The organism is Nonomuraea sp. NPDC050790, assembly GCF_044456745.1.
Classification (GTDB): domain Bacteria; phylum Actinomycetota; class Actinomycetes; order Streptosporangiales; family Streptosporangiaceae; genus Nonomuraea.
In genome coordinates this window covers 14,364-41,191 of the sequence record NZ_JBITGF010000005.1, presented here as the reverse complement: position 1 = coordinate 41,191, position 26,828 = coordinate 14,364, and the positions used below count along the sequence as shown (strand labels likewise).

At 73.1% G+C, this 26,828-nt stretch carries 18 protein-coding genes and 1 tRNA gene; 14 read left to right on the top strand and 5 right to left on the bottom strand.

All coding sequences use genetic code 11. The features are described from left to right. Positions 1-30 precede the first annotated feature (30 nt). Genes ACIBEJ_RS25440 through ACIBEJ_RS25400 form a run of 9 tightly spaced genes read left to right on the top strand, consistent with a single transcriptional unit; the run spans position 31 to position 18,257 of the window. Positions 31-6,813, top strand: coding sequence for an amino acid adenylation domain-containing protein (locus tag ACIBEJ_RS25440; RefSeq protein ID WP_397185318.1), 6,783 nt, complete (start codon positions 31-33; stop codon positions 6,811-6,813). After that, positions 6,810-12,248: an amino acid adenylation domain-containing protein gene (locus ACIBEJ_RS25435; RefSeq protein WP_397185317.1), complete on the top strand. Its 5,439-nt coding sequence runs from the start codon at positions 6,810-6,812 to the stop codon at positions 12,246-12,248. The genes ACIBEJ_RS25440 and ACIBEJ_RS25435 overlap by 4 nt, the downstream gene beginning before the upstream one ends. Continuing rightward, complete coding sequence (locus ACIBEJ_RS25430) at positions 12,245-13,405, top strand: saccharopine dehydrogenase NADP-binding domain-containing protein (protein ID WP_397185316.1); 1,161 nt, start codon at positions 12,245-12,247, stop codon at positions 13,403-13,405. The genes ACIBEJ_RS25435 and ACIBEJ_RS25430 overlap by 4 nt, the downstream gene beginning before the upstream one ends. Then, positions 13,402-14,484, top strand: coding sequence for a Gfo/Idh/MocA family oxidoreductase (locus ACIBEJ_RS25425; RefSeq protein ID WP_397185315.1), 1,083 nt, complete (start codon positions 13,402-13,404; stop codon positions 14,482-14,484). The genes ACIBEJ_RS25430 and ACIBEJ_RS25425 overlap by 4 nt, the downstream gene beginning before the upstream one ends. Further along, complete coding sequence (locus ACIBEJ_RS25420; protein WP_397185314.1) at positions 14,481-15,260, top strand: thioesterase II family protein; 780 nt, start codon at positions 14,481-14,483, stop codon at positions 15,258-15,260. The genes ACIBEJ_RS25425 and ACIBEJ_RS25420 overlap by 4 nt, the downstream gene beginning before the upstream one ends. Positions 15,261-15,281: 21 nt before the next feature. After that, positions 15,282-15,653 (top strand): nuclear transport factor 2 family protein, encoded by a 372-nt coding sequence (locus tag ACIBEJ_RS25415; protein WP_397185313.1) that lies wholly within the window; start codon positions 15,282-15,284, stop codon positions 15,651-15,653. A gap of 29 nt (positions 15,654-15,682) precedes the next feature. After that, the gene (locus ACIBEJ_RS25410) at positions 15,683-16,735 is read left to right on the top strand and encodes an ATP-binding cassette domain-containing protein (RefSeq protein WP_397185312.1); all 1,053 of its coding nucleotides are present in this window, start codon (positions 15,683-15,685) and stop codon (positions 16,733-16,735) included. Continuing rightward, positions 16,732-17,511, top strand: a complete 780-nt coding sequence (locus ACIBEJ_RS25405; protein WP_397185311.1) for an ABC transporter permease — start codon at positions 16,732-16,734, stop codon at positions 17,509-17,511. Before ACIBEJ_RS25410 ends, ACIBEJ_RS25405 begins: the two co-directional genes overlap by 4 nt. Continuing rightward, complete coding sequence (locus tag ACIBEJ_RS25400) at positions 17,508-18,257, top strand: ABC transporter permease (protein WP_397185310.1); 750 nt, start codon at positions 17,508-17,510, stop codon at positions 18,255-18,257. The genes ACIBEJ_RS25405 and ACIBEJ_RS25400 overlap by 4 nt, the downstream gene beginning before the upstream one ends. A gap of 4 nt (positions 18,258-18,261) precedes the next feature. Here ACIBEJ_RS25400 and ACIBEJ_RS25395 read toward each other — a convergent pair whose 3' ends face one another. Further along, positions 18,262-18,918 carry a methyltransferase gene (locus ACIBEJ_RS25395; protein ID WP_397185309.1) on the bottom strand — a complete coding sequence of 219 codons (657 nt, stop codon included), beginning with the start codon at positions 18,916-18,918 and terminating at the stop codon, positions 18,262-18,264. Between the two features lie 56 nt (positions 18,919-18,974). Here ACIBEJ_RS25395 and ACIBEJ_RS25390 point away from each other — a divergent pair, with 56 nt between their 5' ends. The 4 genes from ACIBEJ_RS25390 to ACIBEJ_RS25375 are packed head-to-tail and all read left to right on the top strand — an operon-like array spanning position 18,975 to position 22,880. Continuing rightward, the gene (locus ACIBEJ_RS25390; RefSeq protein WP_397185308.1) at positions 18,975-19,535 is read left to right on the top strand and encodes a pyridoxal 5'-phosphate synthase; all 561 of its coding nucleotides are present in this window, start codon (positions 18,975-18,977) and stop codon (positions 19,533-19,535) included. 10 nt (positions 19,536-19,545) lie between these two features. Further along, positions 19,546-21,114 carry a (2,3-dihydroxybenzoyl)adenylate synthase gene (locus tag ACIBEJ_RS25385; protein ID WP_397185307.1) on the top strand — a complete coding sequence of 523 codons (1,569 nt, stop codon included), beginning with the start codon at positions 19,546-19,548 and terminating at the stop codon, positions 21,112-21,114. After that, the gene (locus tag ACIBEJ_RS25380) at positions 21,111-22,250 is read left to right on the top strand and encodes a 3-deoxy-7-phosphoheptulonate synthase (RefSeq protein ID WP_397185306.1); all 1,140 of its coding nucleotides are present in this window, start codon (positions 21,111-21,113) and stop codon (positions 22,248-22,250) included. The genes ACIBEJ_RS25385 and ACIBEJ_RS25380 overlap by 4 nt, the downstream gene beginning before the upstream one ends. An 18-nt stretch (positions 22,251-22,268) precedes the next feature. Beyond that, entirely contained in the window at positions 22,269-22,880 is a 612-nt protein-coding gene (locus tag ACIBEJ_RS25375; RefSeq protein ID WP_397185305.1) for a DUF2461 domain-containing protein, read from the top strand. A gap of 58 nt (positions 22,881-22,938) precedes the next feature. Here ACIBEJ_RS25375 and ACIBEJ_RS25370 read toward each other — a convergent pair whose 3' ends face one another. Beyond that, a complete protein-coding gene (locus ACIBEJ_RS25370; protein WP_397185304.1) occupies positions 22,939-23,700 on the bottom strand; it encodes a carbonic anhydrase family protein in 762 nt (253 codons plus the stop codon). A 203-nt stretch (positions 23,701-23,903) separates the two neighbouring features. Here ACIBEJ_RS25370 and ACIBEJ_RS25365 point away from each other — a divergent pair. Beyond that, positions 23,904-23,980 (top strand) — tRNA-Pro (locus tag ACIBEJ_RS25365). A 75-nt stretch (positions 23,981-24,055) separates the two neighbouring features. Here ACIBEJ_RS25365 and xerC read toward each other — a convergent pair. From xerC to ACIBEJ_RS25350, 3 genes are read right to left on the bottom strand one after another with little or no spacing between them, the layout of a single operon-like run. Then, positions 24,056-25,201: a tyrosine recombinase XerC gene (gene xerC / locus ACIBEJ_RS25360; protein WP_397185303.1), complete on the bottom strand. Its 1,146-nt coding sequence runs from the start codon at positions 25,199-25,201 to the stop codon at positions 24,056-24,058. Beyond that, positions 25,198-25,398: a helix-turn-helix domain-containing protein gene (locus ACIBEJ_RS25355; RefSeq protein WP_397185302.1), complete on the bottom strand. Its 201-nt coding sequence runs from the start codon at positions 25,396-25,398 to the stop codon at positions 25,198-25,200. Before ACIBEJ_RS25355 ends, xerC begins: the two co-directional genes overlap by 4 nt. Next, positions 25,395-26,828, bottom strand: a complete 1,434-nt coding sequence (locus ACIBEJ_RS25350) for a replication initiator (protein WP_397185301.1) — start codon at positions 26,826-26,828, stop codon at positions 25,395-25,397. The genes ACIBEJ_RS25355 and ACIBEJ_RS25350 overlap by 4 nt, the downstream gene beginning before the upstream one ends.

Genomic DNA, 26,828 nt, shown 5'->3' with positions numbered 1-26,828 from the left:
TGGTTAGGACGCGTGCCAGCGTTGTTGGCTATGACGGAAACAGCGACGCGGCTGCCTTTTCAGGGGCGGGTGCTTTCCGCGCCTGAGCTGGAGGCGCCGGTGACCGAGCTGACCGGTCTGGCCTGCCGTGCCGTGCAGACCGTGCCCGGCGGCGGGCTGGTCCTGCTCGTCGAGGCGGACGACGGGTCACGGCCCGACCCTGCGCGGGTGCGGGCCGCCGTGCTGGACGCCTGTGGCGAGGTCGCGGAGACCGTGGTGACGCTCGCCCCCGGCTCGCTGGACGGCGATCCCGCCGACCTGGTCAACCGGCTGCGCCGCGGCGCCCTCCCGATCCTGGCCACGAACACCCTGGCCGCCCCGGCCGAGTCGAACACGCTGGGCCAGCCGGACGGGCTCTCCGTAGCGGACAAGCCGGACGGACTGGCCTCAGCGGGCAAACCGGACGTGCCTGTCGCGGCCGGCCTGGACGCGCCGGCCGTACCGGCCCAGACGGCGGTGACGGGGGCTGCCGTGAGTGGCGGGCGGCCGGAGCTGGGGATGGCGGACATCGCGCGGGCCGCGGCCGAGCTGCTCGGGGTCTCCCCGGAAGAGATCGCGCCTGAGGAGGACCTCATCGCCCTGGGCGCCGACTCCATCCGGATCATGCAACTGGCCAACGACTGGCAGCGCCAGGGCGTCGCGGTCAAGTTCGGCGACCTGATGGAGTCGCCGACGCTCGCCTCCTGGCACTCCCTCCTGAACGCGGGCGGCCCGGTCCCACCGCTGCCTCCAGAGACCGGGCCGCCCGACCGGCACGCCCCGTTCGCGCTCACCCCGCTGCAGCACGCCTACTGGTTCGGCCGCCGCGACCGTCAGGTGCTCGGCGGCGTCGGCTGCCACTTCTACGCCGAGTTCGACGGCCGCGACCTCGACCGCGACGCCCTGGAGCGCGCCGCCCGCGCCCTGTTCGACCGGCACGAGCTGCTGCGCGCCCGCTTCCTCGACGACGCCACCCAGCAGATCCTGCCGCGCGGTCCGTGGCCGGGACTGACCGTCCACGACCTGCGCGACGAGGACGCGGACGACGTCGAGACGCGGCTGCTGGCGGTACGCGAGAGCCTGTCGCACCGCCGCCTGGAGGTGGAGCGCGGCGAGGTGCTCGACCTGACGCTCTCCCTGCTGCCGGGCGGCGCCCACCGGCTGCACGCCAACATCGACCTGCTGGTCGCCGACGTACGCAGCATCCAGATCCTCCTCGAAGACCTGGCCACGCTCTACCGCGGCGAGGGCGCCACCCTGCCCCCGCTGTCCTACGGCTTCCCCGACTACCTCGCCGAGCGGGACCGGCGGCGCGCCGCCGACCGCGAGGCCGACCGCCGCTACTGGTCCGGCCGCCTGCCCGACCTGCCGCCCGGCCCCGCGCTGCCCCTGGCCGTCGAGCCGGCGCGGCTGGAGCGGGTGCGCGTGGTCCGCCGCGAGCACCGCATCGGCGCCGCCGACCGGGAGAGGCTGGCCGCGCGGGCCCGCGCCCACGGCCTCACGCTGCCGATGACGATGGCGGCCGCGCTGGCCGAGGTCGTCGGGGCGTGGAGCGCCGCGCCCCGGTTCGTGCTGAACGCGCCGCTGTTCGACAGGGACCTTCCGCACCCCGAGGTCGAGCACATGGTGGCCGACTTCAGCAACCTCATCCTGCTGGAGGTGGACCTGTCGAGCCCGCAGACGTTCGCCGAGCGGGCCGCCTCGCTGCAGGCGCGTTTCCAGCGCGACGTCGCGCACTCCGCCTACACGGGCGTCGAGGTCCTGCGCGACCTCAACCGCGGCGGCCGCAACGACCAGGTGAGCGCCCCGGTGGTGTTCACCAGCGCGCTGGGCATGGGCGACCTGGTCGCCGAGCACGTGCAGCACAGTCTGGGCTCGCTGGGCTGGATGCTGTCGCAGACGCCGCAGGTCTGGCTGGACCACCAGGTGGTCGAGGTGGACGGCGGCCTGCTGGTCAACTGGGACGCGGTCGAGGACCTCTTCCCGCCGGGCGTCCTGGACGGCATGTCCGCCGCCTACGACCGCCTGATCGCCTGGCTCCTGACGGAGGACTGGTCCGCGCGGCCGCCGCGTCCCGGCCGCCCCGCCGCCCGCGACGCCGCCAACGCGACCGCCGCGCCCCTGCCCGACGGCACGCTGCACTCCCGCTTCTTCACGCACGCGCGCCGCGATCCGTCCCGGATCGCGATCCAGCCCCGCCTCACTTATGGCGAGCTGTCGGATCGGGCGTTGCGGGTCGCGGGGGCTTTGGTGGAGCAGGGTGTACGGCCCGGCGACGCGGTGGCCGTCTGCCTGCCCAAGGGCGCCGACCAGGTGATCGCGGTCCTGGGCGTCCTGGCGGCCGGAGCTCTGTACGTCCCGGTCGGCGTCGACCAGCCGGAGGCCCGCCGCGACCAGATCCTGCGCCGCGCCGAAGCCAGGCTCCTGCTCACCGAACTCCCCTCGGGCCCGCCGCTGGAGGCTCCGGTCGAGGTGGATCCGGAGGCGAGCGCGTACGTCATCTTCACCTCGGGCTCCACCGGTGAGCCGAAGGGCGTGGAGATCTCGCACCGGGCGGCGCTGAACACGGTCCTGGACGTCAACCGGCGTTTCGGCGTCACCGGAGAGGATCGGGTGCTGGCGGTGTCGGCGCTCGACTTCGACCTGTCGGTCTGGGACGTGTTCGGTCTGTTGTCGGCGGGCGGTTCGCTGGTCACGATCGGCGAGGACGAGCGCCGGGACGCCGCCCGCTGGGCCGAGTTGGTGGCCGAGCATCAGGTGACCGTGTGGAACACCGTCCCGGCCCTGCTCGACATGCTGCTCACCGGTGCGCGGTCCCCGCTCACCACGCTCCGCCTGGCCATGGTGTCCGGCGACTGGGTCCCGCTCGACCTGTCCGAAAGGCTCAGCCAAGCGGCCCCCGGCTGCGAGCTGATCGCGCTGGGCGGGGCGACCGAGGCGGCGATCTGGTCCAACTACTGCCCCGTCCCCGCCAAGACGCCCCCGGAGTGGGTGTCGGTCCCCTACGGCAGGCCGCTCGCGAACCAGTGCTTCCGCGTGGTGGACGGCCTCGGCCGGGACTGCCCCGACTGGGTGACCGGCGAGCTGTGGATCGGCGGCGCCGGGGTGGCCAAGGGTTACCGCGGTGACCCGGAGACGACGGCCGCGAAGTTCACGGACGGCTGGTACCGGACCGGCGACCTGGGCCGCTACTGGCCGGACGGCACCCTGGAGTTCCTGGGCCGGGCCGACCACCAGGTCAAGATCCGGGGCCACCGGATCGAACTGGGCGAGATCGAAGCCGCCCTCCTGACCCATCCCCACGTGGAACGTGCCGTCGCCACCAAGATCGACCGCCACCTGGCGGCCGTGGTCGTCGCCACCGGTGACCTCGGCGACCTGCGCGAACGGCTGGCGACGCGACTTCCGCCGTACATGATCCCCGACCGGATCGTGCCCGTGCGGGACCTCCCGCTCACCCCGAACGGCAAGATCGACAGGACGGTCGTGCGGGCGGTCCTCGCCGAGCGGCCGGACGAGCCGTTCGAGCCGCCGCGGCCGGGCGTGGAGAGCACCGTCGCCGGCCTCTGGGCCGAGCTGCTGGACCTGCCCGCCGTCGGCCGCGACCAGAGCTTCTTCACGCTCGGCGGCGACAGCCTGCTCGCCACCAGGCTCATCACCCGGCTGCGCGAGAACGGCGTGTCCGGCGGCCGGTTGACGAATCTGTTCGACCACCCCGAGCTGGCCGCCTTCGCCGCCACCCTGGCGCCGGGGGAGGAGCGGGACGAGCGGCCCGCGCTGCGCGCCGACCCCGAGCACCGCCACGAGCCCTTCCCGCCCACCGACGTGCAGCGCGCCTACTGGATCGGCCGCACCGACGACTTCGCGCTGGGCGGCGTCGGCTGCCACTTCTACACCGAGTACGACCTGGCCGACCTCGACCTGCCCCGCCTGGAAGCGGCCTGGAACCGGCTCATCGGACGGCACGAGATGCTGCGCGCGGTGTTCCTGCCCGACGGCACCCAGCGGGTGCTGCCCGACGTGCCGCGCTTCGTCATCCCGGTCACCGAGGCCGGCGACGACGCCGACGAGGCGCTCGCCGGGCTGCGCGCGCAGATGTCGCACCAGCTCATCGACGCCACCCGGTGGCCGCTGTTCGACGCGCGGGCCGTCCGGTACGGCGCGGGCCGCACCCGCCTGGGCGTCAGCTTCGACAACATCATCCTGGACGCGCTCAGCACCATGACCCTGCTGAACGAGCTGGACACCCTCTACCACGACCCGGCCGCCGAACTGCCGCCCGCGGGACCGTCGTTCCGCGACTACGTCCTCACCGTCAAGCCGGACCCCGGGGCGCTGCGCCGGGCGCAGGAGTACTGGTCGGAGCGGGTCGCCGAGCTGCCGCCCGCCCCGCAGCTCCCGCTGGCGGAGGAGCCGGAGCGGATCGGCCGCCCGCGCTTCACCCGCCGCCAGACGCGCGTTCCGTCCGGGCGCTGGCAGGCCGTCAAGGACGCCGCCAGGGAGCACGGACTGACCCCGTCGACGGTGCTGGCCACCACGTTCGCCGAGGCGCTCGGCGCCTGGAGCGCCCGCCGCGACATGACGATCAACCTGACGCTGTTCGACCGCCGCGAGGTCCACCCGGACATCGACACGGTCCTCGGCGACTTCACCTCGCTGCTCCTGGTCGCCTACGAGCCCGGGGAGACGTGGCTGGACAGCGCCCGCCGCCTGCAGCGCCGCGTCGTGCGCGACCTGGAGCACAGCGAGGTCTCCGCGCTGTGGGTGATGCGCGAGCTGGCCAGGCGCACCGGCACGGCCGACGCCGCGATGCCGGTGGTGTTCACCAGCACGCTCGGCATGGACGGCCCGCCGACCGGCGCCCTGTTCTCCGACCCGTTCTGGGGCGTCTCGCAGACGCCCCAGGTCTGGCTCGACCACCAGGTGGTCGAGGTGGACGGCGACCTGCTGGTCAACTGGGACGCGGTCGAGGACCTGTTCCCGCCCGGCGTCCTGGACGGCATGTTCGCCGCCTTCGCCGGGATGCTGGAACGCCTGTCCACCCAGGACTGGGACGCCGCCGTCCCCTGCCTGACCCCGGCCGAGCAGCTCGTCACCCGCGCCGGAGCCAACGACACCGCCACCTCCGTTCCCGAGGACACCCTGCACGCTGGCTTCTTCGCGCACGCGCGCCGCGATCCGTCCCGGATCGCGATCCAGCCGGGCGTGTCTTATGGCGAGCTGTCGGATCGGGCGTTGCGGGTGGCGGGGGCGTTGGTGGAGCAGGGGGTACGGCCCGGCGACGCGGTGGCCGTCTGCCTGCCCAAGGGCGCCGACCAGGTGGCCGCGGTCCTGGGAGTCCTGGCGGCCGGAGCCCTGTACGTGCCGATCGGCGCCGACCAGCCGAAGCTCCGCAGGGAGCGGATGCTCCACCGGGCCGGCGTCCGCCTGACGCTCACCGACCTGCCCACCGGCCCGCCGCTGGAGGCTCCGGTCGAGGTGGATCCGGAGGCGAGCGCGTACGTCATCTTCACCTCGGGCTCCACCGGCGAGCCGAAGGGCGTGGAGATCTCCCACCGGGCGGCGCTGAACACGATCCTGGACGTCAACCGGCGTTTCGGCGTCACGGCGGAGGACCGGGTGCTGGCGGTGTCGGCGCTCGACTTCGACCTGTCGGTCTGGGACGTGTTCGGTCTGTTGTCTGCGGGCGGTTCGCTGGTCACGATCGGCGAGGACGAGCGCCGGGACGCGGCCCGCTGGGCCGAGTTGGTGGCCGAGCATCAGGTGACCGTGTGGAACACCGTGCCCGCCCTGCTGGACATGCTGCTCACCGCCGACCGGGGTTCTCTGGGATCGTTGCGCCTGGCGATGGTGTCGGGCGACTGGGTCCCGCTGGACCTGTCCGAAAGGCTCAGCCAAGCGGCCCCCGGCTGCGAGCTGATCGCGCTGGGCGGGGCGACCGAGGCGGCGATCTGGTCCAACTACTGCCCCGTCCCCGCCAAGACGCCCCCGGAGTGGGTGTCGGTCCCCTACGGCAGGCCGCTCGCGAACCAGTGCTTCCGCGTGGTGGACGGCCTCGGCAGGGACTGCCCCGACTGGGTGACCGGCGAGCTGTGGATCGGCGGCGCCGGGGTGGCCAAGGGCTACCGCGGCGACCCGGAGACGACGGCCGCGAAGTTCACGGACGGCTGGTACCGGACCGGTGACCTGGGCCGCTACTGGCCGGACGGCACGCTCGAGTTCCTGGGCCGGGCCGACCACCAGGTCAAGATCCGGGGCCACCGGATCGAACTGGGCGAGATCGAAGCCGCCCTCCTGACCCACCCCAACGTCGCACGCGCCGTCGCCACCAAGATCGACCGCCACCTGGCCGCCTTCGTCGTCCCCACCGGCGACGTGGGCGACCTGCGCGAACGGCTGGCCGACCGGCTCCCGTCCTACGCCGTCCCCACCACGATCACCCCGCTGGACGACCTCCCGCTCGGCCAGAACGGCAAGATCGACCGCGCCGCCCTCGCCCGCCTGGCCCGCGAACCCGGCGACCCGGCCGAGGAGGATCCACCCACGGGACCCACCGAGCAGTCCCTCGCCGCCATCTGGCGGGCCCTGCTCGACCTGCCCGAGGTGGGCAGGCACCAGAACTTCGTGACGCTCGGCGGCGACAGCGTCCTGGCCACCCGCCTGGCCGAGGAGATCAGGATCGAGTTCGGCGTCGACCTTCCGCTGCGGGAGCTGTTCGCCGGGCCGACGATCGCCGAGCACGCCGCCCTGATCGACCACCGCGACGACTCAGCCTTCGAGGAGGGCTCGCTATGACAGCCGGTCAGCTCATCGCCGAACTGGCCCGGGAGGGCGTCCACCTGTGGGCGGAGTCGGGGCGGTTGCGCTTCCGCGCCCCGAAGGGCGTCCTCACCGAGGAACGGCGCGCCCTGCTGGCCGCCCACAAGGAGGAGCTGCTGGAGCAGCTCAGCCACCCGGCCCAGCCCCAGCAGAGCCAGCCGCAGACGCACCCCGACCTCACCGCCCGCCACGAACCGTTCCCCCTGACCGACGTCCAGGCCGCCTACCTGCTCGGCCGTGGCTCCGCCTACGACTACGGCGGCACCGCCTGCCAGGTCTACGCCGAACTCGCCTTCACCGGCCTCGACCCCGGCCGCGTCGAGGACGCCTGGAACCTGCTGATCGAGCGCCACGACATGCTGCGCGCCACCGTCCAGCCGGAGGGCTACCAGGTCACCGCGCCCAGCCGGCCCCGCTACCGCATCGAGACCACCGACCTCACCGGCCGCCCCGCCGCCGAGACGGAAGCCCACCTGACGGCCGTCAGAGCCGCCATGGACAGCCGCGTCTACGACCCCGCCGCCTGGCCGCTGTTCGAGCTGCGAATCACCCGCACCGACGGCCGCGACCTGCTGCACGTCTCCGTCGACTTCCTCGTCGCCGACTACCAGAGCATCCAGCTCCTGCTCACCGAGCTGAACACGCTCTACCACGACCCGGCCGCGCACCTGCCGCCCCTGGAGATCACCTTCCGCGACTACGTGGCCGCCGTCCGCGGCGAGCGCGGCGGGCCCGCCTACGAACGCGACCGCGCGTACTGGGAGGACCGCCTGGACACCCTGCCCGGCGCCCCCGAACTGCCGCTGCGCGAGGACCCCGACGCCCAGGCGCGCGGCACGTTCACCCGCCACCGGGCCAGGTTCACGCCCGAGCAGTGGCGAGGGCTGCGCGAGCGCTCCGCCGCGCACGCCGTCACCCCGTCCACCGCCGTCATGGCCGCCTTCGCCGAGGTCGTCGGCCGCTGGAGCCGGCAGCCCGCCTTCTGCCTCAACCTCACGCTCCTCAACCGCCGGCCCCTCCACCCGCAGGTGGACGCGCTGGTCGGCGACTTCACCACGGTCAGCCTCCTGGAGGTGGACGGCGCCGCCCACCACACCTTCGCCGCCCGCGCCGCCGCCCTCCAGGAACGCCTGTGGCAGGACCTCGACCACCGGCTCCACTCCGGCGTCGAGGTGATGCGCGAGCTGGCCCGCGCGAAGGGCCGCGACGCCGCGCTCATGCCGGTCGTCTTCACCAGCACCCTCGGGCTCGGCGACGCCGGCGGCGGCATGGGCGAGGTCGTGTACGGCAGGAGCCAGACGCCCCAGGTGTGGATCGACTGCCAGGCCCTCGTCGAGGACGGGACCCTGGAGGTACGGGCCGACGTGCGCGACGGCGTGCTCCCGCCCGGCCTGGCCGAGGACCTGTTCGGCGCATTGCGCGAGCTGCTGGCCGATCTGGCCGCCGGCGACGACGCGTGGGCGGCGGCCTCGCCGGTGGGGCTGCCCGCCGTACAGGAGGAGCGAAGGGCGCGCGCCAACGCCACCGCCGCGCCGCGCCCCGGCGGGCTGCTGCACGAGCCGCTCGTCGCCCGCGCGCAGGCCGACCCGGGCGCGCCCGCCGTCATCGCGGAAGACCGCACGCTGACGTACGGCGAGCTGCTCGCCCACGCCACCGCCGTGGCCGGAACCCTCACCCCCGGCGGCGCGCCCGTGGCGATCCTCATGGACAAGGGCTGGGAACAGGTCGCCGCCGCGCTCGGCGTCCTGCTGGCCGGAGCCGCCTACCTGCCGGTCGACACCGGCCAGCCGCCCGCCCGGCGGGCCCGCATCCTGGCCGACGCCGGGGCCGGTACCGTGCTGACCCAGTCCTGGATCGGCGAGCGGCCCGAGGGCCTGCGCAGCGTGGACGTGGACACGCTCCCGCCCGCTCCCGGCCCCGCGCCGCGCAGCCCCGCCGACCCCGGCGACCTCGCCTACGTCATCTACACCTCTGGATCCACCGGCGACCCCAAGGGCGTGATGATCTCCCACGAGGCCGCGCTCAACACCGTCGCCGACATCAACCGCCGCTTCGACGTGACGCCCGCCGACCGCGTCCTCGGACTGGCCGCCCTGGGGTTCGACCTGTCCGTCTACGACGTCTTCGGCGTCCTGGCCGCGGGCGGCACGCTGGTGCTGCCCGGCGCCTCGGGCAGGGGCGACCCGGCCCGCTGGGCCCGGCTCGTCGCCGAGCACGGGGTCACGCTGTGGAACTCCGTGCCCGCCCAGCTCCAGATGCTGGAGCACTACCTGTCCGCGCAGCCGGAGACCGGCCTGCCCACGCTGCGGCTGGCCCTGCTGAGCGGCGACTGGATCCCGGTCACGCTGCCCCCGGCCATCCGCGCCCGCCTGCCCCACCTCGACCTGGTCGGCCTCGGCGGCGCCACCGAGGCGTCCATCTGGTCGATCTTCCACCCCATCGGCGAGCCGGATCCCGCCTGGACGAGCGTCCCGTACGGCAGGCCGCTGGCCAACCAGTCCTTCCACGTGCTCGACCACGCCATGCGTCCCTGCCCCGACTGGGTGGCCGGAGAGCTGTACATCGGCGGCGCCGGAGTCGCGCTCGGCTACCTCGGCGACCAGGGCAAGACCGCCAGGAGCTTCGTCCCGCACCCCCAGACGGGCGAGCGCCTCTACCGCACCGGCGACCTGGGACGCTACCGCGAGGACGGGCTCATCGAGTTCCTGGGCCGCGAGGACCGGCAGGTCAAGATCCGCGGGCACCGGATCGAACCGGCCGAGGTCGAGGCCGCGGTCCAGGACCACCCGGCGGTCGCCGCCGCACACGTGCTGGTGGACGGCGACGGCATGGAACGCCGCCTGGCCGCGTTCGCCGAACCGGCCCGCCGTACCTCCGAGGACATGGGCGCGGTGGCGGAGGAGCTGCGTGCGGCGGGGTCGCGCGCGGGGGACCCGCACACCGCGCACATCTCCCGTGAGGAGCTGACCGAGTTCATCGCCCGCCTGGACCGGGCCGCGGTCGTCGGCATCATGCGCGCCCTCGCCACCCGCGGCCTGTTCCGGCGGGCCGGGGACAGCGCCACCACCGAGCAGGTCATCGAGGCGCTGGAGGCCGCGCCACGGCACCACCGCCTGGTCCGCCGCTGGCTGCGCGTGCTGGAGGACGAGGGCCGCCTGGAACGCGGCCCGGCCGGCGAGCTCAGAGCGGTGCGCCCGGCCGCCCCCGAGGACCTGGACGCCGCCTGGCGCGCGGTGGGCGAACTGCAACGCGAGGACAGCTACCCGGCCGAGCTGATCGCCTACTTCAGGACCAGCACCGCCCACCTGACCGACCTGGTCAGGGACGAGATGGACCCGCTGCCGCTGCTGTTCCCCGAGGGCCGCCTGGAGATCTCCGAGGCCGCCTACCGCGAGAACATCATCAGCCGCTACGTCAACCACGCCGCCGTCGAGATCCTGCGCCGCATCGCCGAAGGACACGAGGGCAGCCTGCGCGTGCTGGAGGCGGGCGCGGGCGTCGGCGGCACCAGCGCGCGGACGATCCCCGCCCTGGCCGAGTACGACGTCGACTACCTGTTCACCGACGTCTCGCCGTTCTTCCTCAACGAGGCCCGCGCCCGCTTCGGCGAACTGCCCTGGGTGCGCTACGGCCTGTTCGACATCAACGAGGACTTCCGCACGCAGGGTTACGCGCCCAACGACTTCGACGTCATCCTCTGCGCCAACGTCCTGCACAACTCCCGCCACGCCGGCCGCGTGCTGGAGCGGCTGGTACGCATGCTGCGTCCCGGCGGCTGGCTGGTCTTCATCGAGACCACCAAGGACAGCTACCAGATCATGACCTCGATGGAGTTCATGATGCCGGACAAGGACCCCCGCAAATGGGACTACGAGGACCTGCGCCAGGGCCTCGACCAGACCTTCCTCGGCCGGGAGCAGTGGCTCGGCCTGCTGCGCGAGGCCGGTGCCCAGGCCACCGTCTGCCTGCCCGGCGACGGCGACGTGACCGGCCCGCTCGGCCAGAACGTCTTCGCCGCCCGCTTCAAGACCGACCGGCGGCCCCTGGACGTCGCCGGGCTGGCCGGGCACCTGGCCAGGCGGCTGCCCGACTACATGATCCCGGCGCACCTGCAGATCGTCGACGAGCTGCCGCTGACCGGCAATGGCAAGGTGGACACCGCCACGCTGCGCTCCTGGCTGCCGCGCGCCGCCGCGAGCCGCGCCTCCGCGGGCGGTCCGCCCCGCGACGACCTCGAACGCGCGCTGGCCGCCGTCTGGGCCGCGGTGCTCGGCGTGGAGGCGGTCAACAGGGACGACGACTTCTTCGACCTCGGCGGCGACTCGCTGGTGGTCGCGAAGCTGGCCGCCACGCTGCGCGAGCACGTACCGGCCGCGGCCGAGGCGCACTGGGACGACCTGGTCCGCCGCATCCTGCACCAGCCGACCGTGGCCGCGCTCGCCGACGGCCTGCGCCAGGGCGCGGGCGAGGGGGACGGCGCCCGCGCCGAGAGCACGCCGCTCATCCCGCTCGGCGGCGACGTAGGGACCGACGCGCCGCTGCGCGTGCTCGTCCACGAGGGCAGCGGCACCCTCACCCCCTACCGCGCGCTGTCGCGGCTGCTGGCCGCCAAAGGCGAGCCGCTCGCCGGACTCGCGATCACCGACGTGGACGCCTACCTGGCCGAGGAGCCGCGCGGCCTCATCGCCCGCCGCGCCGCCGGCTACGCCCGTACCCTCCTGGAGACGGGCACGCGCTCCTTCCACGTCGTCGGCTACTGCATGGGCGGCCTCCTGGCCACCGAGGTCGCCAGAAACCTGACCGAGGCCGGCGCCGACGTCACCGCCCTCACCGTCGTCAGCAGCTACACGCTGCCCCGGGTCATCGAGGACGACCTCGTGGCCGAGTACGTCTTCGCCAAGGTCATGGGCGTGGACCCGGCCGAGGCCGGATACCCCGGCGACGAGGAGCTGATGGCGAAGGTCTTCGCCGCGCTGCTGCGCGAGGACCCCGGCCGCGTGCCCGCGGGCTCCGTCACGGCCCTGACCGGCGAGCTCGCGCCCGCCGCCGCGGCCTTCCGCGCCCAGGCCGCCCGCCCGCAGGCCGAACGGCTGGCCGCGATCGGCCACGCCGCCACCTCCGGCGCCGCCGACCCCGACGTCGAGCGGCACGTCGCCACCTCCTTCCAGGTGGTACGGCACAGCCTCCTGGCCGTCGCCGCCCACGAGCCGGAGCCGTACGCGGGGGACATCGCGTTCCTGCGCCAGAGCGGCGGCACGAGCTTCCTGCCGTGGCTGCGCGACGACATGACGGGCTTCTGGCGGGAGCTGTGCCTGGGCGAGCTGACCGTGACCGACGTGCCGGGCGACCACTTCACCTGCCTGCGCCCGCCGCACGTGGACCAGGTCGCCGCCGTGCTGGAGGGATCATGACCATCGGCGTGCTGGGCTGCTACGGCGCGGTCGGCGGAGCCCTGGCCCGCAGACTCCCCGCCCCACTCCGCCTCGGCGGCCGGGACCCGGCCAGAGTCCAGGCCACGGCCAGACCGGGCGACGAGGCCTTTGTCGTGGACCTGGACGACGCCGACGCGCTGGCCCGCTTCTGCGCCGGGTGCGAGGTGGTGGTCAACTGCGCCGGGCCGTCCGCGCGCATCCTCGACACCGTGGCCAGGGCGGCGCTGGCCGAGGGCGCGCACTACGTGGACGTCGCCGGTGACCTGCTCGACCAGGCCCTTCTCACCGACCTGGCCCTGCGCGCCCCCGCCGGCCCGCGTGCCGCCGTCCTGGCCGCGGGCATGATGCCCGGCCTGTCCGCACTCCTTCCCCGGGCAATGGCGGCGACGGCGGACCCCACGCCTCGGCCGGCGCTGCGGCCCACGCCTGCGCCGCGTCGTCTGGTTGCCCACGTCGGCGGGCTTGACCGCTTCACCAAGGCCGCCGCCCTCGACTACGTCGCCTCCCTGACCGGCGAGTACGCCACCCCGCAGGCCGCCTGGCAAAGCCACCGGCAGGTCCGCGCCGCCCTTCGCCCCCGCGACGGGGTGCGCCTGCCGCACTTCCCCGGCCGGGTCAGCGCCTACCCCTACCTCAGCCGCGAGACCGTCCGCCTGGCCCGTGAACTGGGGCTGGCCGAGGTCGAGTGGTGGGGCGTCTTCGACGGCGAACGCGCCCCGCGAGCCCTGGCCGGCGCCTCCGGCAAGGACCCCGAGCAGGCGGCCCAGGAGCTGGGGCTGGCCGCCGGGCTCGACGCGGTCGGGCGGGAGCCGTACATGCTGCTCGTCTTCGACCTGGACGGGACGACGCTGACCGCCCGCGCCACCGACAGCTACGAGCTGACCGCCGCCGTCGCCGCGAGCGCCGTCACGGCGCTGCTGGAAGGGCGGGTGCCGCCGGGCGCGCACGAGGCCGCCTGGGTGCTGAGCCCGGAGCGGGTGCTGGACGACCTGCGCGCGGACCCGGCCGTGACGGTCGCCTTCGCGCACGAGGAGGCAGCGCACGAGGGCTCAGCGCACGAGGGCTCAGCGCATGAGGGCTCAGCGCACGAGGGCTCAGCGCATGAGGAGGAAGCGGTCGAGGAGGGAGTGCTGTGAGCGGGGCGCCGCGCGTGCTGGTCTGCGGGACCGGGTTCGGCCGGATCCACCTGGCCGCGATCACGGAGCCTGGCTCCGGGTTCCGGCTCGCGGGCATCCTCGCCAAGGGCGGCGAACGCTCCCACGCCTGCGCGCAGGAGGCGGGCGTGCCGCTCTGGACCCGCGTCGAGGACGTGACCGGCGACGTCGACCTGGCCTGCGTCGTCCTGCTCGGCGCGGTGAACGGCGGCCCGGCCAGTGAGGTCGCCGCCGCGCTGACGGCCCGCGGCGTGCACGTGCTGCAGGAAGGACCGCTGCTGCGCGACGAACTGGCCGGGCTGCTGCGCGCCGCCCGCGAGAACCACACCGTCTACCAGGTCAACAGCCACTACGTGCACCTGCCGCCGGTGCGCCGCTTCATCGCCGCCGCCCGCACGCTGCGGCCCCGCTACATCGAGGCGGCCTGTGGCGTGCAGGTCTCCTACCACCTGTTCGACATCCTGGGCCGGGCGCTGGGCGGGCTGCGGCCGTTCGAGCTGCCCGCGCCCACGGGCTCCGGCCCGTTCCGCACGATCGACGGCACCCTCGCGGGCGTCCCGTTCACGCTGCGCGTGCAGAACCAGCTCCACCCCGCCGACCCCGACAACCACGCCCACCTGCTGCACCGGATCAGCATCGGCGCCGACGGCGGCACGCTCACGCTGGCCGACACCCACGGCCCCGTCCTGTGGTCGCCGCGCCCGCACCTGCCGGAGGCGGCCAGGAAGACCACGCGGTTCGCCGACGCCGCCGACCCCGGACTCGACCTGCCCACCACCACCGTCATCGGCCCAGCTCAGCCGCCCAGCTACCGCGAGATCCTGGCGACGCACTGGCCCGCGGCCGCGCACCGCGCGATCGCCGGTCTGTGGAAAGCCGCCGGTGACAGGATCGATCCGCTGCGTGAGGGGCAGTACTACCTGTCGGTCAGCACGATCTGGCAGGCGATGGCCGCCGCACTGGGCTTCCCCGAGCGGCTGTCCGGGCCGCCACCCCGCCCGATGCCCGCCGATGAGCTGATCGCGGCAGCCCGTACCGAACTGGAGGACTCACCGGCATGACCACGACGACCACCCGGCAGCGCGAGCGGTGGCTGCGGCCCCTGCGCGTCCAGGAGGTGCCCAGGCTGCGCCTGGTCTGCTTCCCGCACGCCGGCGGCGCCGCCGGGTTCTTCCGCACCTGGGCCGCGCGCCTTCCCGACGGCGTCGAGCTGTACGGCGTGCAGTACCCGGGCCGCCAGGACCGCCTGCGCGAACCCCACGCGGAGACCGTGCACGAGCTGGCCGAACCGGTCGCCGCCGCCCTCGCCCCGATGGGCGAGGTGCCCCTGGCCCTGTTCGGCCACAGCATGGGCGCCGCCGTCGCGCACGAGACGGCCCGCATCCTGGAGCGCCTGCTCGGCGGCCCGATCGCGGCCCTGGTCGTCTCGGGCCGCCCCGCCCCGCACCTGGCCCGCCCCGGGCAGGTGCACCTCGGCGGCGAGCGGGCGCTGCTGGAAGACCTGCGCAGGCTCGGCGGCACCAGCGACGAGGTCCTCGACGACCCCGCGCTGCGCGAGCTGATCCTGCCCACGCTCGAAGCCGACTACCGGCTGATCGAGAACTACCGGCCGCACGAGACGGCGCCGATCGCGACCCCGATCTGCGCCGCCGTCGCCGCGGCCGACCCCGAGGTGGACCACGACGAGGCCGCCGCATGGGAGGGATGCACGACGGGCCGGTTCCGGCTCGGCGCCTTCCCCGGCGACCACTTCTACCTCGTTCCCCACGAGAGCGAGCTGGTCGAGCGGGTGCTGCAGTTCTGCGGCCTGCCCGGCCGCTGGCCCTCGACCCCGTGATGATGAGAGGAGACAACGAGCATGAGCGTCGAGAAGGAACTGCGAGAGCTTGAGGAGCAGGGCTGGTCGGCCATCTCGGTCGGCAACGGCGACTTCTACCGCGAGCTGGTCACCGACCGCACGATCTGCGTCGAGCCCGACGGCCTGCAGACGGGCGCGGAACTGGCCGCCGACATCGACGCCAACAAGGCCCCCTTCGACGACTACACGCTGGAGGACGTCAAGGTCCTGGAACTCACCGGCGACGCGGCGCTGATCACCTACCGCGCCACGGTACGCCTCAAGGAGGCCGGGTTCGCCTTCCAGCTCTACATGACCAGCGTCTACGAGCGCGGCGGCAACGCGTGGAAGCTCGTCTTCCACCAGCAGACGCCGGTGAAGCAGGACGACTGACGCCCACCCACATCGAGGAGATGAGCGGCATGAACGGAGGGGGAGTCGAGGTCGAGGGCCTACGCAAGGTCTTCGGCGACAAGACGGCCGTGGACGACGTGTCCTTCACCGTCGAACCCGGCGCGGTCGTGGGGCTGCTCGGCCCCAACGGCGCAGGCAAGACCACGGTGATCAACTGCCTGAGCACGCTCCTGCCGCCGGACGGCGGCAGGGCGTCCGTGGCGGGGCACGACGTGGCGGGCGACCCGTCGGGTGTACGCGCGTCCATCGCGCTGACCGGCCAGTTCGCCGCGGTCGACGACGTGCTGACCGGGCGGCAGAACCTCGTGCTGTTCGGCAGGCTGCTCAAACTCGACCGGGCGGCGGCAGCGGCCCGCGCCGAGGAACTGCTGAGCGGGTTCGGCCTGGCGGAGGCCGCCGACCAGCCCGTCAAGTCCTACTCCGGCGGCATGCGCCGCCGCCTGGACCTGGCCGCCAGCCTGGTGGTCAGCCGCCCGGTGATCTTCCTGGACGAGCCCACCACCGGACTCGACCCCGTGGGCCGCCAGGAGATGTGGGACGTGGTCGCCTCGCTGCGCGAGGAGGGCGTCACGCTGCTGCTGACCACCCAGTACCTGGAGGAGGCCGACCGCCTGGCCGACCGGATCGTGCTCATCGACCGCGGAAAGGTGATCGCGCAGGGCACGCCGGGCGAGCTGAAGAAGCAGGTCGGCGGCCAGGTCTGCGAGGTGCGCACGGAACCGCCCGAGGACGCCCTGCGCGCGCTGCGCGGCCGGGTGGACAACGTCGAGGAGTCCGGCGGCCTGGTCATCGTCCGCGACGCCGACGGCGCCACCCTGGCCGAGGTCGTCGCGGCCCTGCGCGAGCAGGGGGTCGAGGCCGACGACATCCGGCTGCGCCGTCCCACGCTCGACGAGGCGTTCTTCGCCCTCACCGGCCACGGACCCGCGTCCGGGCCACAGGACTCCGTGTCCGGGGTCCAGGAGCCCGCGTCCGAAGACCACGACGCCGCGGCCGAGGGCGACAAGTCCTCGTCCGAGGGCCACGAGTCCGCGGCCGGGCGGAAGGGGGCGGGCTCATGACGGCCAGGTCCGAGGCCGGGCTCGGCAACCTGTTCGGGCAGGGACTCCTGCTGGCCGGGCGCAACATCCGGCTCAACTCGGTCGCCGACACGATCAGCACGATGGTGATCTTCCCGGTCATCTTCGTCTTCGGCTTCCTGGCGCTGTTCGGCAACCTCCTGCGCGTACGCGGCATCGACTACGCCCAGTTCCTGCCACCGGCGATCGTCGTGCAGTGGATGTTCTCCGTGGCGATCACCGCGGCCTTCTTCGCCGCCTCCGACCGCCGCAGCGGCATGCTGGCCCGCTACCGCGCGATGGCCATCAACCGGGGCGCGGTGGTGGTGGGCAGGATGGCCGCCGACAGCGTCAGGGCCCTGCTGGCGATCGCGGTGATCGTGGCGACCGGCTACGTGGCCGGGTTCCGCTTCCAGGCGGGGCCGCTGGCCGCGCTGGGCTTCGTCGCCCTGTCCGTGGCCTTCGCGCTGACGATCTCGGCGGGCACCAGCGCGCTCGGGCTCGTCTCCCGCGACCCGGAGTCGGTCTCCTCGACCCTGCACGTCATCTACCTGCCGCTGCTGATGATCTCCTCGGCCTTCGTGCCCGCCGACGCCTTCCCCGCCTGGATCGAACCGGTGGTACGCCACCAGCCGGTCACCGCGGTCCTGGACGCGCTGCGCGCGCTGGCCGAGGGCGGGCCGACGGCCGGACCGGTGGTCAAGGCGCTGGCCTGGCTGGCCGGGCTGCTGGCGGTCTTCTCGGCGGCGGCCGTACAGGCCTTCAGGAGGGCGACATGAGCACCCTTGCCGAGACCGGCCTGCTCGCCGGTCGCAACCTGCGCCGCTTCGTCAAGAGCCCGCAGCTCGTCGCGGACTCGGTGATGTTCCCGGTGATCCTGCTCTTCCTCATGCTGCTGGTCTTCGGCGAACTCGTCGGCCAGGCCAGCCGCGGCGACTACATCGACCGGCTCGCCCCGGTGATCGTGCTGTTCAGCGCCGCGTACGGGGCGGTCGGCACCGGCGTCGGCTTCTTCGCCGACCTGCGCGGCGGCATCGTCGACCGATTCCGGGCCATGGACATCGGCCGGCTGCCGGTGCTGGCGGGACGCATCGCCGCCGACCTGGCCAGGGCCGTGGTCGTGGGCGCGTTCACCACGGCCGTCGCCTACGCCGCGGGGTTCCGGTTCAGCCAGGGGCCGCTGGCCGTGCTGGCCTTCTTCGCGGTGGTGGCGCTGTTCGCGTGGATCTTCCTGTGGCTGGCCGTCGTCGTGGCGCTGTCGGCCTCCAGCGAGCAGGCGGTCAGCGGGGCGCTCAACACGCCGGTGACGCTGCTGCTGTTCCTGTCGTCGGGGTTCGTGCCGGTCGAGCAGTTCCCCGGCTGGCTGCAGCCGGTGGTGCGGGCCAATCCGCTTTCCCTCGCCGGTGACGCGCTCGTCGGACTTTCCAGCGGCGGACCCGTTCTGCTGCCGGTGATTTTCACCGCGGCATGGGCGGTGGCGGCGACCGTCATATTGGTGCCGATCGCCGTCCGCCGTTATCGCTGAATGGTCAGCGCTGGAATTCTAGAAGGCGGTATTCGATATGCCCTTTTTCCGCCGCGCATTTCGCGGCCCGCAGTGGCGCGGCCCGCCAGCCGTGTTCCGCGGCCAGGGCGCGCACCCTTTTCTCGTCGCCCAGGTCGGTGAATCCGAGCAGGAGCCTGCCGCCCGGCTCCAGGTGCGCCGCGGCGTCGCGGAAGTAGGCGGCGTGCGCGGCGTAGCCGGGGTCGAAGAACGCGCGCTCCAGGGCGTCGGCGGGCTCACCCTCGACGAAGTTCGAGTTCCAGTAGATGAGGTCGAACCGGTCTTCGCCGGTCAGCGGCTCGAACAGGTCGCCCTGGGCGGTGCGGACGACGGCCTCGACGCCGTGCCGTACGGCGTTGAGCTGGGTGTTCTCCACGGCCGCGGCGCTGAGGTCCAGGGCGGTCACCGCGGCGCAGCCGCGCAGCGCGGCCAGCACCGAGATGTAGCCGGTGCCGCTGCCGACCTCGCAGAACGAGCCGTGCAGGGGATAGGGCAGCCATTCCGCGTAAAGCGCCGACGACTGCGCCAGATGCGGCGCGTAGACGCCCGGCAGCAGATCCCATTCCAGGCCGAGCAGCTCGAAAGTCCGGGGGCTGGTTATTTCTCGATGACGGGTGATGAGTTTCGCTGCGACTTCTTGCATGACCGCGATTATAGGCAATAGAGTTTCAACTGACCAGAGAATGCCGGGAGCCGCTAATGCGCACCGAAAATGCAGTGGACCCGTTGTCGGAGTTCGCCCGCTGGGAGATGCCCGGCTTCGCCGTCCTCGCCACGGCCGACCACCACGGCCGCCCCTCGGCCCGCTGGGTGGACGTGGCCTACGTCGACCACGGCTTCGTCTACTTCACCAACCACGCCAGCCGCAAGGCCGCCGACGTCGCGGTCAACCCCGTGGCCGCCCTGTGCTTCGCCGTACTGGACAGAGGCCGTCAGGTCCGCGCCGAGGGCACGGTCGCGCGGCTGGGCGAGGTCGAGTCCGACGCTCACTTCGCCACCCTGCCCCGCACCCTGCAACTGCTGGCCTGGAGCAGCGACCAGCGCGCCGAGATCGGCGACCGGCAGGTCGTGCGCGAGCGCTTCGACGGCCACCGCGCCCGCTTCACCGGCCAGGAGATTCCACGCCCCCTGCACTGGGGCGGCTACCGGCTCACGCCGCAGGAGATGGAGTTCTGGCAGCGCAGGGCCGACGAGATCCAGGACCGCGTCCGCTACCGCCGCGGCCCGGACGGCTGGCACACGACGCGGCTGGCCCCCTGAGGAGGACCGCATGATCCCAGGATGCGTACCCTGGCCGGAGGAGACCGCCCGCCGCTACCGCGAGCTCGGCCTCTGGACGGGCCAGACCCTCGACACCCTGCTCCACGCGCACGACGACCGCACCGCGCTGGTCACCGCGACCGGCGAGCGCCGCACCTACCGCGACCTCGCCGAGCGCGCCGCCCGCCTGGCCGCGGGCCTGCACCATCTGGGCGTACGGCCCGGCGAGCGCGTCATCGTGCACCTGCCCAACTCCCCGGAGCTCATCGACACCCTGTTCGCCCTGTTCACGCTGGGCGCCGCCCCCGTGCTCGCGCTGCCCCCGCACCGCCACGACGAGATCGGCCACCTGGCCGAGCGGACCGAGCCGGCCGCCTACGTCATCCCCGACCGCCACCAGGGCTTCGACCACCGCGAGCTGGCCCGCAGGATCCGCGGCCGCGGCCAGGTGATCGTGGCGGGGCAGGCGGAGGAGTTCACCCCCCTAAACGCCCTCTACGCCGAGCCCGCCGACCTGCGCCCGCCCGAGCCCGGCGACGTCGCGCTGTTCCTGCTGTCCGGCGGTACCACCGGCCGCGCCAAGCTCATCCCGCGCACCCACGACGACTACCTGTGCAACCTGCGGCTCAGCGCCGCCAACGCCCGGCTCACCCCCGGCGACGTCTACCTGGCCGCGCTGCCCATCGCGCACAACTACGCGCTCGGCTGCCCCGGCGTGCTCGGCACCCTGCACGCGGGCGGCGCCGTCGTCCTCACCCCGACGCCCAGCCCCGACGACGCCTTCGCGGTCATCGAGCGCGAACGCGTCACCGTCACCGGGCTCGTGCCCTCGCTCGGCCTGCTGTGGGCCGAGGCCGCCGCCTGGACCCCGCACCGTCTGGACAGCCTGCGCCTGGTGCAGCTCGGCGGCGCCGCGGCCGGCCCCGAACTGGTCCGCGACGTCGAGGCGCGGCTCGGCCGGGTGCAGCAGTCGTTCGGCATGGCCGAGGGGCTGCTGAGCCAGAGCCCGCCGGACGACGGCCCCGAGCTGCGGGCCGGCGCCCAGGGCAGGCCGCTGTCGGAGCACGACGAGATCCGCGTCGTGGACGAGTCGGGCGCCGAGGTGCCCGCCGGACAGGCCGGTGAGCTGCTGGTGCGCGGGCCGTACACGATCAGGGGCTACTACCGCGCGGACGAGCACAACGCGCGGTCCTTCACCCCCGACGGGTTCTTCCGCACCGGCGACCTGGCCCGCACGACGCCGACCGGTCACCTGGTCATCTGCGGCCGGGTCAAGGACGTGATCAACCGCGGCGGCGACAAGGTGCCCGCCGACGAGGTCGAGGAGCACCTGCTGGCCCATCCGCACGTGCGCGCCGCCGCCGTCGTCGCCGTGCCCGACCGGTACCTGGGCGAGCGCACCTGCGCGTACATCGTGGCCGGTGACGACCCGCCCACGCTCAAGGCCATCGACGCGTTCATGCGCGAGCGGGGCGCGGCCGCGTACAAGATCCCCGACCGGGTGGTGGTGGTGTCCGGCCTGCCGCTCACCCCGGTCGGCAAGGTGGACAAGGCGCGGCTGCGGAGTGAGGCGTCATGATCGGCGCTCCCCAGCAACCCGACTGGGACGACCCCGCGCTGCTCGGCCGGGTCGTGCGGACCCTGCACGCGCTGCCGCCGCTGGTCCCCGCGCACGAGTGCGACCTGCTCGCCGCCGCCGTCGCCCGCGCGGGCGACGGCGGCGGCTTCGTGCTCCAGGGCGGCGACTGCGCCGAGCGCTTCCGCGAGTCCGGCCCGTCCGAGGTGCGCGCCAAACTCGCCCAGCTGTACGGCCTGGCCGCCGTCATCAGCGCGAGCACCGGCGTCCCCACGCTCCCGCTGGGCCGCCTGGCCGGCCAGTACGGCAAGCCCCGTTCCACGCCCCACGAACGCACCGCCGACGGCATCCTCGTCCCCTCCTACCGGGGCGACGCCGTCAACAGCCCCGCCGGAGACCCCGGCGCCCGCCGCCCAGATCCGGAACGCCTGCTGCGCGCCCACCGCTGCGCCCGCGCGGTCCTGCGCGTGGTGCGCCAGTCCTGGACCGGCCGCCCGCCGCTCGAGCGCGCCTACGTCTCGCACGAGGCGCTCCTGCTGGACTACGAGCGCCCGCTCGTGCGCGACGGCTACGCCGCCTCCGCCCACTCGGTGTGGATCGGCGAGCGCACCCGCCAGCCCGACGGCCCGCACGTCGCCTTCGCCCGCTCGATCCGCAACACCGTCGGCGTCAAGCTCGGCCCCTCCACCACCCCGGCCCAGGCCGTACGGCTGAGCCGCCTGCTCAACCCGGACGGGCAGCCGGGGCGGCTGCTGTTCATCGTCCGCCTGGGCAGCACCCGGGTGCGCAGCCTTCTCCCGGAGATCGTGGGAGAGGTCGGCAGGCGGGGTATGCCGGTGGTGTGGCTGTGCGATCCGATGCACGGCAACACGGTCCGCATGGGCGCCGGGCCCAAGACCCGGCCCATGGAGGCGATCCTGGAGGAGGTCACGGCATTCGTCAGCGTCCTGCGCGCCCGCCACCGCCACCCGGCGGGCCTGCACCTGGAGATGACGCCCGACGACGTCACCGAGTGCATCGCCACGCCCGTGCCGTGCGCGCGGGCGCCCCGACTGCCGCGCTACCGCACGGCCTGCGACCCCCGCCTCAACGCCGCCCAGGCGGCCGAGGTCGTCGAGCGGTTCGCGGGCCTGCTCTGAGAGGGAGGGAACCCCACCGTGCCCCTGACCGCCAAGGCCTTCGACTTCTACAAGCGGCTGGAAGCCGACAACACCAAGGAGTTCTGGCACGCCAACAAGGACGTCTACGAGCGGGCCGTACGGGAGCCGCTGGAGGAGATGCTGGACGGGCTGGAGGCGGAGTTCGGGCCCGCCAAGCTGTTCAGGCCCCAGCGCGACACCCGCTTCAGCACCGACAAGTCCCCCTACAAGACCAGCCAGGGCGTCAGCGTGCCCGCCAAGGGGCACGCCGGCTACTACCTCATGCTCGGCGCCGACGGCATCCACGTCGGCGGCGGCTTCCACGCCTTCGGGGCCGACGACACCCGCCGCTACCGCGAGGCCGTGGACGGCGAGGCGGGCGAGGAACTGCGCCGGATCGTGGACCGGCTGGAGAAGAAGGGCTTCTCGCTGGTGGGGGAGCGGGTCAAGACGCAGCCGCGCGGATACTCCGCCGACCACCCGCGGATCGAGCTGCTGCGCTACAAGTCGCTGGGGGCCGAGAAGCGCCTGCCCAAGTCGAGGACGACCGGCGGCCAGGCGCGCACCGAGGTCCGCGACGCCTGGCGCGACCTGCGCCCCCTGCTGGAGTGGCTGGCCGACCGCCTGTGACCGCGGACCATGCCAGCGGACTGTGCCCGCGCCCGTCGCCGGGCGCGGGCGCGTGGGGTCAGTGCCGGTAGACGTTCGGCGGGATCGGGTTGTCCTGGAGGGAGCGCTTGTTGCCGTGCTCGTCCCACAGCGCGCGGACGTCGGCGACGTGGCGCGGGCCGGCGGTGCCGGGCCGCTCGAAGACGATCCAGGTGACCGGCTTGTCGTACTCCGGCGTGGTGAGCGAGCCGGTGTAGCGATAGAAGGTACGCCTGCCGGGCGGCGGCAGCAGGGCCGCGAGGCGCACGCCGCTGACCCGCTTGGTGGCGCCGAGCTTGGCCGGCGGCTCGCGCAGCAGGTCGTCGTGCTCGGACCAGCCGGGCCTGGCGTTCACCAGCACCGACAGGACCAGGTACCCCTCGGCGGAGCCGGCCAGCTCGTGCACCAGATGCGCCTCCAGCGGCGCGAAGCCCTGGCCGGCGAACTTGTGCTCGGCCGGGCCGTGGTAGTGCACGTTGCGCAGGAGGTAGGTCCGGCCGTCGAAGAGCACGCGGGAGGCGGAGCCGTCCGGGATGAAGCGCAGATCGTCGTGCTCGCTCGGGGTCCCGCCCAGCGGCTCCCGGTCCTGGAGGGTGACGGTGCCGGTGGCGAACGGGGCGTAGGCGATGGTGAGGCGGGGGGAGCGGGCCGGGCAGGCGGTGGCGGCGTCGATCTCGACCGGGCTGTCGACGGCGGCGTCGGTGCCGGGGCCGGGGCAGGCGGGGGAGCGTGCCTGGGCCGTGGAGGGTAAGAGCGCGGGGATCAGGAGGACGATCGCGGCTGCTAACGGAGCGAGGCGCATGTCCAGGCCTTTCCGTAGATGACGGATGTCAGAGACGACCTTGCCATCAGTCAAAGATCACGTCTAATCGGGCATTTCACCGGCCGCCGCGACCGCCCGCGGGCCCCTCCCGGCCTCCCCGTTAATGGCGCGGACAGGTCCTGCACCCGTGATAGTGTTTTCCACGCAAGGCCGGGCGGAACGAGCTTCCGACAGGTCCTTGGCGGGACGTAGCGCAGCTTGGTAGCGCACTTGACTGGGGGTCAAGGGGTCGCAGGTTCAAATCCTGTCGTCCCGACCAGATTCTCGCTGGTCGATCAGGGTGTCACTCCACCGGGTGACACCCTTTCGCATTGCTGAGTGACCAACTGCGTGACTATCGAGTGAAGATCTCGTCCATCGCCGCAGCTCCTTGCAGGAGTACCGGGCGGATCTGCTTGCGGTAGACGGCTTCGGTGACGGCTGTGCCGCTGTGGCCGACGAGACGGGCGATGTCCTCCAGGGGAACACCGGAGTCGGACAGCAGCGAGACGAAGCTGTGCCGCATCTCGCGAGGCGTCCAGTAGTACGCGGGCATCCCGGCATCCTTCACGATCTTCCGGAAGGCCCGCCGTACGTTGTGGGCGTCGAGCGGCGTGCCCACGAGAGACGCGAAGACCAGCCCGTGATCCTTCCACCTCTCGCCTGCCTCCTTCTTGTCCCTGCGCTGGCGCTCCCGATGCGTCTTGAGCGCTTCCACGCACCGCCGGGGGAGCGCCAGGGAGCGTCGTGAGCGCTTGGTCTTCGTGTCGCCTCCTTCTCGGACCGAGCGCCACACGGCGATCCACGGCGGGATCTCCTTGCCGGGATCACCCACGAGATCGACCTCCTTCCAGGTCAGCGCGCGCAGCTCCTCGGTGCGGGCACCGATCAGCAGCGACAGGACCACGTAGGCGTACAGACGGCTGTCTTCGGCGGCGTCGAGGATGGCCGTGGCCTGGTCGAGCGTGAAGGACTTCGACGGTCGGCCCGCCTTGCTCTCGGGGATCTCGCACAGGCCCACGACGTTGCGCTTCACCTTGTCGCGTGCCTGGGCGAACTTCACCACGCGGTGCAGGCACGAGTGGAGCAGCCTGACCGTGCGCCCAGCGAGGGCCTTGGACTTGCCGACGAGCCACCGGTCCACGTCTTCGGCGCTCAGCTCACGCAGCTTGCGCGCGCCCAGGTCGGGGACGATGTGCTTGGCGCACAGGGTCCGATAGTTCTTGACCGTGTTCGGGCTCCGGCCGTGCAGGCCGTAGGCGAGCCAGGCGGCGACGGCGTCGGCCACCGTGTAGTTCGCCGGGCCGCTAGCCAGCCCGTCATCGTGGTCTCGGATGATCTCTTTGAGCTTGGCCTTGGCTTCGGTCTTGGTCTTGCCGCTGGCCTTCTTGACGATGCGCTTGCCTGCGGGGGTGTAGCCGATGGTGAGTTCGGCGATCCAGCGTTGCCGGGCTTCGTTCCAGTGGATGCCGCCGTCTCCTCGGCTGCGTCGGGTGGTCATGATGCCTCCTTCTCCAGAAGGGCGATGTAGTCGTCGATGGCGGTGGCGGGGATGAGCCGGGTTCGGCCCTGGGTGACGGAGCGGAGCCGTCCTGAGCGGATGAGTTCGTAGATCACGCTGCGGCTGAGGCTGAGCAGGTGCATGGCTTCGCAGACGCGGTAGAGCCGCCGTTCCTGGGCGGGGCGGCGTGTTCTCATCCGTCCTCCCGCTCGGCGGCGATCTTGCGGGCGGTGGCGATGTTGTGGCGGATGTGCTCGGCCATGAGGGCTTCGGCGGGGGTGTGGCCGATTCCGGCGAAGCGCCAGTGGGCCAGGATGAGGGTGGTGGCGTCGGTGACGGCGGGAAGCTGGTGGCGATCGCGGGCTTCTGCGGCGCGGTGCTGGCGGCGGGCGTCGCGCAGGGCGGTGAGGGTGGTGGAGTAGGTGCGGCTCTTGCTGGAGAAGTGGCCTCGGAAGCCGAGCATGTGAGCCCACGGGCGTAGCCGGAGAGCGGCGTATTCGGGGCGGGCGCCGAGGTCCCAGCAGGTCCGGATCATGCGGCGGGCGTGGTCGGTGACGGGTAACGCGTCGAGGTGGAGCCCGGGCTTGAGGCCGGTGCCGTGGCACTGCGGGCATGTGGTCAGGGGACGTTGGCGGCCGTGACCTGCGCAGGCGCGGCAGGACAGGCGGTGGTCGATGGTGCCGGACGCTTCCGCGCCCTTGGTGGCGTACTTGGCGATGTAGGAGGCGACGGCCCGTTCGCTGAGGTCGCCGTTGACGGTGATGGGGCGGATGTCGAGCTGATCTCCCCAGGTGAGGTGCCATTGACCGAGGTCGCTCGCCGGGGAGGTGAGAGTGATGCTGTGAGCGGCGGCCGGGATGGCTTCTGACAGGAGACTGTGGTCCGCCCAGGCCGGTGGCGGCTGGCCGTGTCCGTCGAGGCGGATCACCGCGTGGAAGTGGACCAGGCCGCGTCGCTGGTACTCCGCGACCTTGGCGAAGGCGACGCGGACCTGACCGGCGAAGGCGCGGCGGCTGAGTCCGATGTGGGCGGCGAGATGGCGGCGGAGGGCTTGGGTGAAGCGGTGCCACAGTGCGCCCGCGTGGGCTTGCCACAGCACCGCGCCGGGGTAGTCGTAGCAGTCGGGGCACAGCGGTTGGCCGAGGAGGCCGTCGTGGGGTTGGTGGCGGGCGTGGCAGCCGATGGGGCGGCCGTGCGGGCAGGGTTCGGCGTGGCGGCGAGGGCGGCATGGCTGGCCGTTCCGGTGGGAGTGCACCGGCCCGAAGGAAGGGGCGGTGAGGGTGACGAAGGCGCGTGGATGGGTGGTGATGCTGTCGGGGATGCCCTTGCCGCCGGACAGGCCCGCGCGGATGAGGTGGTAGGTGTCGGCCTGGTAGAGCTGGGAGCAGGCGGGACAGACGGAGGCGCGGCGGTTGCCGCAGGCGATGAGCAGGTGTCCGCCGGGCTCGTCGGCGGCCTGGTAGTCGTGCAGGACTTCGCCGGTGGCGGCGTCGATGATCGTTGAGCTGCCGGTGAGGTGGATGGGGTGGGCGCAGCCGCCGGTGGCGGCGACCATCTGTTTCCAGCGGGCGTAACCGGGGCTGTTGATGAGATTCGCGAGGTCGTGCATCCAGCCGTTGGTGTTCAT